The following is a 13,153-nucleotide window of genomic DNA, read 5'->3' on the forward strand; positions in this document are numbered from 1 at the left end:
ATGGGAGCTGATCCAGTCGCCATACAGATGATGAAGAAGGTACTTTCATCATAAGCTATCTCTATTAAGGAAATGTGAATCTAACGTGAACTTCACCCACGTTTTGGTAAACGAATCGTAAACGTCGTTCCTTTTTGCTCTTCCGATTCGACTTCAATCTCTCCATGATGCAGATCCACGATATGCTTGACGATCGCAAGACCAAGACCTGTTCCACCGGAGTTCCGGCTCCGCGCTTTATCAACACGATAGAACCGTTCGAAAATCCGCTGGGTCTCTTTCGGATGGATTCCGATTCCATCATCTTTAATGATCAAACGGACGGTCTCTTCCCCATCTTCGAGTTGAATCCAGACATTTCCACCGTTCGGCGTATAATTCAAGGCATTCGCGACCAAATTGACGACGACCTGTTTTAAGCGGTTCAAATCCGCTCGAAGGAATACTTCCTCTTCCGTCTCGATATGAATCGTCATCTCTTTTTCTTCCGCTCGCCGATGCAAAAGTGCCGCTGTTTCCCGTACGAGACTCGTCACATCGACGATTGCCGTTTCGAGTTGATAATTATCCTGCTCCAGACGGGACAGTTCAAGCAGATCTTCCACAAGGGTTTGCATCCGTTCCGATTCATCGTGGATGATTTGTAAGAACTGCTCTCGAATCTCGGGAACCTCCTGCGCACCATCGATTAACGTTTCCGCAAATCCTTTGATGGATGTCAGTGGTGTTTTTAATTCGTGACTGACGTTCGCCACGAAGTCCTTGCGCATCTGTTCGAGCTTTTTAATTTCCGTGATGTCGTTGAAGACGACCGTCGTTCCCTGCACGCGCCCATTCTTATCGAAAATCGGGGCGGCACTGACCATGAAGGTCCGACTGTTGATACCGAAACGGACACTTGATTGTTTGCGGTTCGGTTTCTCGGTCAGATAAACGTCTTCAATCACTTGGCTCATCTTTTCATTCGGAAGGACACGGTAATACAGTTTACCACTCGACGGTTCATGAATCTGGAACATCTCCCGGTAAGTCCGGTTGACGAGCAGGACATATCCTTTTTCGTCAATCAGCATGAGACCGGCCCCCATGTATTCAATCAACGATTCTAGACGTGCCCGCTGCATCGCTTCACCGGATGAGGCATTCTCTAAATTCCGGGCAAGCAGATTGATGGAACGCCCTAAATCTCTCGATTCATCAGGTGCCGTCAGTTCATAGACACGTGACTTGTAATTTCCATGCGATAACTCATGCAGGACATCCGTTGCCTCAGCGATCGGTCGGAGGAAACGTTTCGTCGATTGGTAAATCGTCAAGAAAATGATGAGGAGCGATGCCAGTAGGGAAAAGATGATAACCGTCCAGATGCGGGAATAAATGATGTTCAAGTCTTTTGCATAACGAATGAAACTGATATACACTTCGTTCCCGTCCGCTGTCTGGACGGGTTTCGTGAACTGGACGACACTATCATCGGTTTTCGATTCGAACATTCCTTCATTTGGAATCGCAGAGAAATTGACGGTCGCCACTTTCAGTTTCGTCACATCGACCGGTGTACCGGCAATGATCTCACCACGTCCATTAAATAAAATCATGTCGAAATTCGATTCCGCATACAGTTTATTGACATACTGCGTCATCTCGGTCAGAGAACGTTCCTGTAAAATCGTCTCGACGAGCGCCGTCTCATCCATCAGCTTTTCTTTCTCGTTTTGGACATAGAAGTCTTTAAAGGACTGACCGAGTAAAAAGCCGAGTGCGACGAGCACAAGACTGATGAACGAAATCATTTTGAAGATGAATCGTTTACGATACTTACTCATTCCGCTTTCGGCTCCTCCATCTTGTATCCGAGACCGCGAATCGTTTTAATGTAAATCGGTTTTTTCGTATTCGGTTCGATTTTTTCCCGGACATGACTGATATGCACGTCGACGATCCGTGTATCCCCAACGAAATCATAATTCCAAATCGCGGACAATAACTGATCACGTGTCAGGACACGCCCTTTATTCTTAGCCAGATAAACCAGTAGCTCGAACTCTTTTGGTGTTAATTCGAGCCGTTCCTCTGCCTTGAACGCTTCATAGTTGTCGGGAACGATTTTGACATCTCCAATGAGAATCGTCCCATCCGTCACTTCCTCAGAAGTCGCCGTTTGATGACTCATACGACGTAAAATTGCTTTCACACGCGCGACGACTTCGCGGGGACTAAACGGTTTCGTCAGATAATCGTCTGCACCGAGTTCAAGTCCGAGTACTTTGTCGAATTCATCGTCCTTTGCCGTCAGCATTAAAATCGGTGTGTTGATTTTCTGTTGACGCAGACGTTTACATACTTCCAAGCCATCGAGTTCCGGTAACATCAAATCGAGTACGATCAGAGCTGCATCTTGTTTTTCAGCTAACTTTAATCCAGACAACCCGTCATGAGCCGTCTCAACGATAAATCCGGCCTGTTCCAAATTGAACTTTAGTAATGTTGCAATCGACAACTCATCATCTACCACGATAATTTTATCTTTCAAACCTTGCATCCCCCTCAAGTTTCGTTCTTTTCGAATGAGGAATTCCGTGGAATCCGCTTCGTCTGTCTTCATCTTACCGACTTTTAATGGAAAATCACAAATCTTTCTGCTGTTTCTTTACACAATCTTTAAAGGAGACGGACATTTGATCCCGTTCCTTCGTGTAAAACACTTCGAAATGGGGAATGATTAGTTATCGTCAATGGTAGGAGGTTATAACATATGGAATGGAACCATCCCTTATTTGCGGCTATCACCGCCTGGTTCATCGCTCAAGCAGCAAAACTCATCACTAGTCTCGTCCGGACACGAAAATTCGACTTAGAAATCATGTTCGCTTCCGGTGGTATGCCTAGCTCACATAGCTCAACCGTCGTGGCCTTGGCCATCGTGATCGGCTTTCAGGAAGGATTCTCTTCCTCGATTTTTGCCCTTGCTGCGATCTTTGCGACAATCATCATGTATGATGCGACAGGTGTTCGACAGGCAGTCGGAGTTCAAGCGAAATTACTCAACGACTACTTCAAAGGTATCCGCCATGAGACACCTTTATTGAATGAGCTCGTGGGTCACACGGAATTCCAGGTATTCGTCGGTCTCTTACTTGGATTAGCGGTCGGTTTATTGTGGCCAGTGCTGTTCTTCTAAATAACATGGGGCTGACTCAAAAATCAGTCGCCAGAAAGATAAGGGTGGCAGATCATCATTCTGCCACCCTTATCTTCGTCAATAAACCATTACGCGTTATACGCAACTTCGCTTCGTCTGTTTTCTTTCTGGGAACATATTTTGCTCTTCCTGCGTAAGAACTACTAGATCTACATGTGAAAGGAGCGTCTTACGTGGCACGCTGTACCGTTTGTCGTCAAAACTGGACTGCCCGAACCATCTATCGTTTGATATGGTCAACTCACGGATTACCTTGTCCGTATTGTCAGAACCCCCAGCATCTCCATATGGAACATCAAGGATATTTGATTCGAATCGGATATTTGATTCCTTGGTTGACATTCCTTCTCATTCTAGTCTGTCCTTGGTATGCCAAGTTATCACACCATGCTTCTCCTTATCGTCTATGAAGTACGAAAAAAGACGAACCTGTCGAAAAGGACAGGTTCGTCTTTTTAAATTCAGGATTTTAATAAGTCGAGGACAGAGCGGACTGTAGATGCAGAGCGATTCAAAGCCTCTTGCTCTTCAGTCGTCAGTTCGAGTTCATAGACATGCTCGACACCGTTTCCGCCAAGAATGACCGGTACACCGAAATACATATCGTCATATCCATATTCGCCTTCGAGATAAGCAATGGCAGGTAGAATACGTCGCTGGTCTTTCAAAATCGCCTCGACCATCTCAGCAACTGCTGCTGCCGGTGCGTAGTAAGCAGAACCGTTTCCGAGTAACTGAACGATTTCACCGCCACCTTTACGTGTTCGGTCAACGATCGCATCTAACCGCTCCTTGGATATCAGTTTCTCGATTGGAATGCCTCCCGCCTGAGAATAGCGCAGTAGCGGCACCATGTCATCCCCGTGTCCTCCGAGTACGAATCCCGATACATCCTTTACAGAAACGTTCAGTTCCTCTGCTAAGAATGTCCGGAAGCGTGCTGTGTCGAGGACACCGGATTGACCGATGACACGCTCTTTCGGAAAACCAGATGCTTGATAGACTGTATACGTCATCGCATCGACCGGATTCGTCAAAACGATGATGATCGATTCTGGTGCATGCGCGACGATTTCCTTCGTCACAGCTGTCATGACGGCAGCATTCGTACTCACGAGGTCTTCACGGCTCATCCCTGGCTTACGCGCGATACCGGCTGTGATGACGACGATATCCGCACCATCGATCTCCGCATAATCCGATGTCCCTTTTACTGAAGCATCGAACCCAAGGATTGGCGCTGCTTCTTGCATATCGAGCGCCTTTCCTTTCGTCGGATCCTCTTGCTCTGGTCGATCGACGAGGACGATATCACCTAACTCCTGCTGAGCCAGGTAGAGTGCCGTCGTCGCTCCCGTAAAGCCACTTCCGATGACTGCGATCTTCTTCCGTCTGTTCATCGACTCATTCCTCCTGATCGGATTACATGTTTTTGATGAGTTCGTCTGCGAATTCAGAACACTTCACTTCAGTCGCACCATCCATGAGACGCGCGAAGTCGTATGTGACGACTTTCGATTCGATCGATGTTTCCATCGATTTGATGATGAGATCCGCTGCTTCGTTCCAGCCGAGGTGACGGAACATCATTTCGCCAGACAAGATGACAGATGATGGGTTGACTTTGTCGAGTCCAGCGTATTTCGGCGCTGTACCGTGAGTCGCTTCAAAGATTGCGTGACCTGTCACGTAGTTGATGTTTGCTCCAGGTGCGATTCCAATACCCCCGACTTGTGCAGCAAGTGCATCAGAGATATAGTCACCGTTCAAGTTCATTGTCGCAACGACATCGAACTCTTTTGGACGAGTCAAGATTTGTTGTAAGAAGATATCAGCAATTGAATCTTTGACGATCAACTTACCAGCCGCTTCTGCGTCTGCCTGTGCTTTGTTCGCAGCGTCTGTTCCTTCTTCTTCCTTGATGCGATCGTACTGGTTCCATGTGAAGACATGCTCTGCGTATTCACGCTCCGCAAGCTCATACCCCCAGTTTTTGAAAGCACCTTCCGTGAATTTCATGATGTTTCCTTTATGAACGAGCGTCAATGAAGCGCGTTTGTTCTCAAGTGCATATTCGATTGCCGCACGAACAAGGCGTTCAGTCCCCTCTTTTGAAATCGGTTTGATTCCAAGACCAGATGTCTCAGGGAAGCGGATTTTATTGACACCCATTTCGTTTTGAAGGAATTGAAGAAGTTTTTCAGCGCCTTCGCTGCCTTCTGCGTATTCGATTCCTGCGTAAATGTCTTCAGTGTTTTCACGGAAGATGACCATGTCTGTATCTTCTGGGCGTTTAACCGGTGATGGGACACCTGTGAAGTAACGGACTGGACGAAGGCATGTGTACAAATCAAGCTCTTGACGAAGTGCAACGTTCAATGAACGAATACCGCCGCCGACTGGTGTCGTAAGTGGTCCTTTGATTGCGATGATGTGCTCACGGATGAGATCAAGTGTCTCTTCTGGTAACCAGTTGCCTGTTTTGTTGAATGCTTTTTCACCAGCGTATACTTCTTTCCATTCGATTTTCTTCTCACCGTTATATGCTTTTTCAACTGCTGCATCAAATACACGTACCGCTGCATTCCAGATGTCAGGTCCTGTTCCGTCACCAATGATGAATGGAATGATTGGTGAATTTGGAACTTGAAGTGTACCGTTCGTTACTGTGATGTTTTCGCCTTGAAGTGTAGCCATGTCTAAAAATCCCCCTTAAGTAATTGTAATCGACATCAAAAATCAGGAGAGGATTACTCCTCTCCGTCCTTTTAACGTTCTTGGATGGACACGTATGTCCGGTGCGTTTCACCCGTGTAGTCTGCACGCGGGCGAATCAGACGGTTATCGCTATACTGCTCTAAAATGTGCGCCAACCAACCTGACATCCGACTTACAGCAAAGATTGGAGTGAATAACTCTGTTTCAAGTCCAAGTGCATGGTACGTAGAAGCGGAATAGAAATCAACATTTGGTTTCAATCCTTTTTCCGACTGGACGATTTCGTCAATCTTAACTGACATCTCATACCATTTCGGTTCCCCGATTTGAGCAGTCAACTGACGACTCATTTCCTGAAGGTGCTTCGCACGTGGGTCGCCGTCCTTGTAGACACGGTGACCGAAGCCCATGATTTTTTGCTTGTTCTCAAGTTTATTATGAACATACTCGTCAACCTTTTCAACCGAATCAATTTCAAGCAACATCTTCATGACGGCCTCGTTCGCTCCACCGTGAAGTGGTCCTTTTAATGCCCCCATCGCTGCCGTGACGCCTGAATAGATATCAGAGAGTGTTGCGACACAAACACGTGCCGTGAACGTCGAAGCGTTCAACTCGTGGTCAGCATGCAGAACGAGCGCTTGATTAAATGCTTTTTCCGCCACTTCCGTCGGCTCTTCACCAGTCAGCATGAACAGGAAGTTTCCAGCGTAAGATAGACCCGTTTTTGGAGCGATCGGTTCCTGCCCTTTTTTAATCCGCGCATATGCTGTAACAAGCGTTGCGATTTGCGCCTGTAGTTTGATGGCTTTAGCGTAATTCGCCTCCGTCGACATATCTTCCGATGTCTCATCGTATAGCGCCAGTTGAGAGAGCGCTGTCCGAATCGTCGCCATCGCATTCGCCGACTTCGGTGCTGCCTTCATCGTTTCGAGAACGGCAGTCGTGACTGTCGCTTCGGAAATCAAGGCTTCCGACAGTTGCTTTAATTCCTCTTCTTTTGGTAAGCGATCGTTCCATAATAGGAAGACGACTTCCTCAAATGAGGCGTGCTCCGCCAAATCATCAATCGTATAACCGCCATACGTCAATTGACCATCGATGATCGAACTGATTTTCGATGAAGTCGCGACGATTCCTTCTAAACCTTTAGTTTGCGTCATGACAAAAATCCCCCTTTTTTTCCCCAGAAATTTAAAACGCTTTCATTTCCGTATTGAAAAAAAGACGTCCACCCAAGAGCCGTTCCCCCTGCTTGTAACACTGTACTCTTGAATAGACCATCTTGTTTCTTTTCTTAGTATAAACAAAAATACCCAAAAAGTGAACGAAGTTGCATACTATTATCAAAAAATTAATTCAATTTCTTCGTTCATCCGCTTCATCCTGTGAACGCTTTTGCGATCACATCCCACATTCCGATGACAAGCGCCGCGATTCCTGCCCCGATCAACGGACCGACCGGCACACCTCGGAAAAGTCCGACCGCAAGAATCGTACCGGCGAGTAAAGCCGTCGTCACGAGTGGATCTTCCTTCATCAGACCAACACCATGCGCAGCAACGATTGCGACGAAAATTCCTGATAAAAACGAGATGATACCGATGTGCCCCCGAATACTATGCAACAGTTCCTTAAAGCCGATATCGCCGGCTGCGATCGGAACGAGGATCGCCGCTGTAATCAGCGTAACGCCCCATGTGATCCCTTTCGCCTGTAAGGAAGGAAATAGCCGACTATCCAGCCCGATAGCTTTAACGATCAGCAGGAAGGCTGCTGCGATGATCAATGATTTATTTTGTGCAATGACCCCGATCAAGACGAGGACAATTAAAAAAAGATAAGCTTCCATACGTCCTCCTCAAAAAAAGACGGACATGACCTAAGTCACGTCCGTCATGAATGGATTATGCGTTATAGAGTTTACCTGTCAATGGATCGATCGAGATCATTTGACCGTCTTTAAAGACCGTCAAAGCATCTTCGACACCGACGATGACCGGTTTACCGAGTGATGGTCCAACGATTCCAGCGTGGCTTGTCAATCCGCCATCCACTGTGATCATGGCTGCAGCCATTTCGATGGCAGGCATCATGTCACGATCCGTTGAGTTCGTAACGAGGATCATACCTGGCTTCGCTTTCGCATTCGCTTCTTCCGCGTTGTTTGCGATGACGACTTCACCGACGACTCCACGTTCGCCGATTCCGCGACCGTTTGCGATCTCTTTGCCGACGATGTGAATTTTCAACATGTTCGTCGTACCGGCAGTCAAGGCAGGGATACCAGCAGAGATGACGACGAGGTCACCGTCTGTAACGAAACCAGCTTCTTTTGCTGTGTCCGCAGCAAGTGTCAACATATCATCCGTGTTGTCTGAGAGATGATCAACGACGATCGGGTATACGCCCCAAACGATGTTCAATTGACGTGCGACACGTGCGCTTGGTGTTACCGCGACAATGTTCGGCTCCGGACGGTATTTCGAGATACGTGCTGCTGTGTAACCCGATTGTGTCGGAGTCAGAATTGCTTTAGCATCCAAGTTGATTGCCGTATGCGTAACCGCTTGAGCGATCGCATCTGTTACTGTGTGCTCACTACGCGTCTGACGATCTTTCAACAACAGTTTGTAGTCGAGCATTTTTTCTGTCCGTTTTGCGATCGAGTGCATCATTTGAACTGATTCAATCGGGTAGTCCCCGGCTGCTGTCTCACCTGAAAGCATGATCGCATCCGTACCATCAAGAATCGCGTTCGCGACGTCTGATGCTTCAGCACGTGTTGGACGTGGGAAACGTTGCATCGAATCAAGCATTTGCGTTGCTGTGATGACCGGTTTACCGAAGTCATTACAAAGCTTGATCAAGTCTTTTTGAGTCGGCGTGACTTCTTCCGTCGGGATCTCGATACCGAGGTCACCACGTGCTACCATCAAACCGTCTGAAATCGCGAGGATTTCTTCGATGTTATCGACACCTTCTTGGTTCTCGATTTTCGGGAAGATTTTAATGTGGCTTGCGTTGTGTTTCTCGAGCAATTGACGGATCGCAACGACGTCAGATGCACGGCGTACGAAAGAAGCCGCAATCAGATCGATGTCACTCTTAATACCGAATTCGATGTCCGCAATATCTTTTTCTGTCAAAGCAGGAAGGTTGACCTTCACGTTCGGCAAGTTGACACCTTTTTTCGTTTTGATGACACCTTCGTTTTCGATTGAACAACGAAGCTCACGGTTCGGCAATTTTTCAGTGACACGGAGACCGATGAGACCGTCATCAAGCATGATCATCGAACCGACTTCGACATCATCGTAAAGTCCTTCGTATGTCACCGAGAACTTATCTTTCGTTCCGACGATTTCGTTTGCATCACCACTGACGATGATGACTTCTTGACCACGTTCAAGAAGTGCTTTTCCGTCTTCGAACGAATGCGTCCGGATTTCAGGACCTTTCGTATCAAGAAGAATCGTCACGATTTTGTTTGCTTCTTCTGCTGCACGACGGATATCCGTGATACGTGCACCGTGCTCTTCATAATCGCCGTGTGAGAAGTTCAAACGGGCGACGTTCATACCTGCTTCGATCATTTCCGGAAGACGTTTCTCTGACGCCGGTCCGATCGTACATACAATTTTAGTTCTACGCATATTCCATAAACCTCCTACGGTGTTTGGCCAAGTTCTCTTGTCCATTCCAATCCTATCGACGTTCGTTAAATCGAAAGCTGTTTTGATAGTTCGAGAATATCAAGATCCAGTTCGTGTTTATTTTCGTCGAGTGCCTCATCGATATCAAGATCGATCATCTTACCGCCACGTACACCGACGACGCGTCCTTGTTTTCCTTCAAGCAGGATTTCAATGGCATGTGCGCCCATCCGGCTTGCAAGTACACGGTCTGCTGCCGTTGGTGCTCCACCACGTTGAACGTGACCGAGAACCGTGACGCGTGTGTCGAGCCCTGTTTCTTTTGCAATCGCGTCACCTACGTCTTGCGCACGACCTGCACCTTCTGCAACGATGACGATCGAGTGCTTCTTACCGCGGTTGACGCCGCTTTGAATACGATCGAGGACTTCTTTTAAATCTTCTGGACGTTCAGGAACAAGAATCGATTCCGCACCACCAGCAAGTCCTGCATATAATGCGATATCTCCTGCGTCACGTCCCATGACTTCGATGACGTATGTCCGTTCGTGCGACGATGCCGTATCACGGATTTTATCGATCGCTTCAAGTGCTGTATTGAGCGCTGTGTCAAAGCCGATCGTATAATCCGTTCCCGGAATATCGTTATCGATTGTCCCCGGAAGTCCAATTGTCGGGAAACCGAGTCCCGTCAATTTTTGGGCACCACGATACGACCCGTCTCCGCCTACGACGACGAGCGCATCAATTTCAAATTTCTTCAGATTGACGACTGCTTTTGCTCGTCCTTCTTCTGTGCGGAACTCAGGGCAACGTGCTGAACGTAGGAACGTTCCACCTCGTTGAATGATGTCACCGACTGACCCAAGGTTCAACTGGACGATGTCCCCGTTGATTAACCCTTGATATCCATTGTAGACACCAAATACTTCTAAGCCATGAAAAATCGCTTTACGCGTGACAGCACGCACCGCAGCATTCATACCTGGTGCATCGCCGCCACTCGTTAAGACAGCAATCCGTTTTAAACTCACGTTAATCACCTCTCCATTAATCTGAATCTAAAATAGCACGTTGTTTTCTTGTTTTACAACAGGGCAGATTGCATAAACTTTCACTAGCTTTTTCATCATCGATTCCGGAAATGAGGAATATCAATCATGATAGCGATTACATGGTGCTTATGTGCCAATTTGGTGATATTTTTTGGTCCGCTGATCAATCAGCTCTTCCTTGGTCAGATGAACCAATGATTCTAACTTCTGTACCAGTACAGACTTCAATTTATCCGCCTGTAATGACACATCGAGATGAGCTCCTCCGACGACTTCCGGAATGATCACATCCGCGATTCCAAGCCGTACTAAATCAGGAGCCGTGATTTTCATCGATTCCGCTGCTTTTTCAGCTAAACTAGCATCCTTCCAAAGCAATGCGGCAGCCCCTTCCGGCGAGATGACGGAATAGGTCGAGTTCTCGAGCATCAAAAGCTGATCGCAGACACCGATTCCTAATGCACCGCCAGATCCCCCTTCACCGATGACGATTGAGATGATCGGCACCGTCATCCCAGCCATCTCGAACAAGTTTTTCGCGATGGCCTCACTTTGACCGCGTTCTTCTGCCGCACGCCCTGGGTAAGCCCCTTTCGTGTCGATGAACGTAATGATCGGTCGGTTGAATTTCTCCGCTTGTTGCATGAGTCGAAGCGCTTTTCGGTACCCTTCCGGATGTGGCATCCCGAAATTACGACGAATGTTCTCTTTCGTATCTTTTCCGCGCTGATGCCCGATGATCGTCACGGGACGACCATTTATCGTTCCGATTCCTCCGACGATGGCTGCATCATCGTATCCATGTCGGTCTCCGTGCAATTCCATGAAATCCTCACAAATCGCGTCAATGTAATCGAGTGTCGTCGGTCGTTCCGGATGACGTGCCAATTGAACCCGATTCCACGCTTTCATATTCCCGTAAATATCGAGTTCTAACCGACGAAGGCGCTCCTCGAGGAGTTGTAATTCTTCTTTAAAGTCTAGTCCTTGCGTTTCCGCCATATCATGAAGTTCAAGAATTTTCTCACGTAAAGCGATGACTGGTTGGTCAAATGGTTGCATGGTTCGTTCCCTCCGCATGTAGCTTTAAGATTCGCGTATAGTACGTTTTTAGATCGTGTCGAGATACGACATCATCCAGTTGACCTGCTTGTAACAGGAATTCAGCGGTCTGGAAATCTTCCGGCAGTTTTTCACGAATCGTCTGTTCGATGATCCGACGACCGGCAAACCCGATCAAGGCACCCGGTTCAGCGATATTGAAGTCGCCGAGCATAGCGAAACTTGCCGAAACTCCTCCGGTCGTCGGATGGGTCATACAAGAAATGTACAATAAACCGGCGTCTGAATGCTGTTTCAAGAAGAGACTTGATTTCGCCATCTGCATGAGACTGACCATTCCTTCTTGCATTCGTGCACCACCGGAAGCAGAAAAAATCGTGACCGGCAGACGATGTTTCGTTGCGTATCGCACAGCTTCAGAAATCGCTGCACCGACCGCTGCTCCCATCGAGCCCATCCGGAAACGCGCGTCCATGACACAAGCGACGAGTGGGTGACCATTCACATTCCCGACGCCACAGACGATGGCCTCTTCGAGTCCTGTTCGAACTTGGTCCCCTTTTAATTTCTCTGGGTAGTCTTGGAAACCAAGTGGATCGGCTTTGACATTCGGTAGATCGAAGTACGTCACTGATCCTTCGTCGAACAGTTGCGAAAAGCGTTCTTGTGCTGTCAACGGATGATGATATCCACATGAACAGACACGAAGATTAGCCTCGAGTTGTTTCGTATATTGGATTAATTTACATTTTGGACATTTTGTCATTAGACCAACTGGTACATCGACACGCTGTTCCTTTGAAGTCAGCGTAACGAATTTTTTAGGTTTGCGAAAAAATGCTTGCACGTTCAGTTCCCCCTTGTCATCCTATGGGCGGTTCAAGAGTCGTTCCCGTTCCGCCTGCGTATAGAGTTCCCCTTGACCGAAGCTCTTATGGAAGGCATTGACTTGTCTCCAGATTCTTTCAAACAGGTCATTATCGACCGTTTGAATCAGTCTCTCGCGAAACGCTGCATCAGAGGTGACAACCGGTGCAAGCACCGATCGATCATCCAGTTGTGCGAGTGCGGCTTGCTCAAGCAAACGGAGCGTTCCTGCCAAGTCTTCAAACTTCGAGTCGCCAGTCACTAAGAATTGAGCAATGATTTGAATATAGGTATGATCGTCACGATTCAATAAGAAACTTCCGCCTCCATGGCGGGTCTCGACGATTCCTAAATAAGCGAGCGTCCGTAAGGCTTCACGTACGGACGGACGGCTGATGGATAGTCGTTCTGCCAGTTCCCGTTCTGAAGGAATCCGGTCTCCTGGAACTAATCCATCCTGTTCGATCATCAATTTAATCGCCGCGATATTGGTCTCAAACGCATTTCGTTTCTTCTCCATATCGATACGGCACCACCTTTCTGACCCATCGGTCGGTTGCTCGAATCGGTGGCATTGGTCAGACCAATTACCC

General features: G+C 47.6%; 12 protein-coding genes. 1 reads left to right on the forward strand and 11 read right to left on the reverse strand.

What is annotated here, in order from left to right:
• Positions 1 to 92: 92 nt before the first annotated feature.
• Together pnpS and ACRPK8_RS00865 are read right to left on the reverse strand one after the other, a co-directional pair.
• Positions 93 to 1,826: a two-component system histidine kinase PnpS gene (gene pnpS / locus ACRPK8_RS00860; RefSeq protein ID WP_432236495.1), complete on the reverse strand. Its 1,734-nt coding sequence runs from the start codon at positions 1,824 to 1,826 to the stop codon at positions 93 to 95.
• Complete coding sequence (locus ACRPK8_RS00865; RefSeq protein WP_432236496.1) at positions 1,823 to 2,533, reverse strand: response regulator; 711 nt, start codon at positions 2,531 to 2,533, stop codon at positions 1,823 to 1,825. The genes pnpS and ACRPK8_RS00865 overlap by 4 nt, the downstream gene beginning before the upstream one ends.
• A gap of 222 nt (positions 2,534 to 2,755) precedes the next feature.
• Between ACRPK8_RS00865 and ACRPK8_RS00870 the strand changes: the two genes are divergently transcribed.
• Positions 2,756 to 3,181 (forward strand): divergent PAP2 family protein, encoded by a 426-nt coding sequence (locus tag ACRPK8_RS00870; protein WP_432236497.1) that lies wholly within the window; start codon positions 2,756 to 2,758, stop codon positions 3,179 to 3,181.
• A 482-nt stretch (positions 3,182 to 3,663) separates the two neighbouring features.
• Here the strand turns inward: ACRPK8_RS00870 and mdh are convergent, their stop codons facing one another.
• The 9 genes from mdh to ACRPK8_RS00915 form a co-directional block, all read right to left on the reverse strand.
• Positions 3,664 to 4,602: a malate dehydrogenase gene (gene mdh, locus ACRPK8_RS00875; protein ID WP_432236498.1), complete on the reverse strand. Its 939-nt coding sequence runs from the start codon at positions 4,600 to 4,602 to the stop codon at positions 3,664 to 3,666.
• 22 nt (positions 4,603 to 4,624) lie between these two features.
• Positions 4,625 to 5,899 carry an NADP-dependent isocitrate dehydrogenase gene (gene icd, locus ACRPK8_RS00880; protein ID WP_432236499.1) on the reverse strand — a complete coding sequence of 425 codons (1,275 nt, stop codon included), beginning with the start codon at positions 5,897 to 5,899 and terminating at the stop codon, positions 4,625 to 4,627.
• Between the two features lie 71 nt (positions 5,900 to 5,970).
• A complete protein-coding gene (gene citZ, locus ACRPK8_RS00885; protein ID WP_432236500.1) occupies positions 5,971 to 7,083 on the reverse strand; it encodes a citrate synthase in 1,113 nt (370 codons plus the stop codon).
• Between the two features lie 218 nt (positions 7,084 to 7,301).
• The gene (locus tag ACRPK8_RS00890; RefSeq protein ID WP_432236501.1) at positions 7,302 to 7,772 is read right to left on the reverse strand and encodes a DUF441 domain-containing protein; all 471 of its coding nucleotides are present in this window, start codon (positions 7,770 to 7,772) and stop codon (positions 7,302 to 7,304) included.
• A gap of 55 nt (positions 7,773 to 7,827) precedes the next feature.
• Positions 7,828 to 9,576: a pyruvate kinase gene (gene pyk, locus ACRPK8_RS00895; RefSeq protein ID WP_432236502.1), complete on the reverse strand. Its 1,749-nt coding sequence runs from the start codon at positions 9,574 to 9,576 to the stop codon at positions 7,828 to 7,830.
• Positions 9,577 to 9,641: 65 nt separating this feature from the next.
• Positions 9,642 to 10,610, reverse strand: coding sequence for a 6-phosphofructokinase (gene pfkA / locus ACRPK8_RS00900; protein WP_432236503.1), 969 nt, complete (start codon positions 10,608 to 10,610; stop codon positions 9,642 to 9,644).
• Between the two features lie 147 nt (positions 10,611 to 10,757).
• Entirely contained in the window at positions 10,758 to 11,693 is a 936-nt protein-coding gene (accA, locus tag ACRPK8_RS00905) for an acetyl-CoA carboxylase carboxyl transferase subunit alpha (protein ID WP_432236504.1), read from the reverse strand.
• A complete protein-coding gene (accD, locus tag ACRPK8_RS00910) occupies positions 11,680 to 12,540 on the reverse strand; it encodes an acetyl-CoA carboxylase, carboxyltransferase subunit beta (protein WP_432236505.1) in 861 nt (286 codons plus the stop codon). The genes accA and accD overlap by 14 nt, the downstream gene beginning before the upstream one ends.
• 21 nt (positions 12,541 to 12,561) lie before the next feature.
• Positions 12,562 to 13,080, reverse strand: a complete 519-nt coding sequence (locus ACRPK8_RS00915; RefSeq protein ID WP_432236506.1) for a FadR/GntR family transcriptional regulator — start codon at positions 13,078 to 13,080, stop codon at positions 12,562 to 12,564.
• Between the last annotated feature and the right edge of the window lie 73 nt (positions 13,081 to 13,153).

It is taken from the genome of Exiguobacterium sp. TDN 0502, from assembly GCF_050846835.1.
GTDB lineage: Bacteria > Bacillota > Bacilli > Exiguobacteriales > Exiguobacteriaceae > Exiguobacterium_A.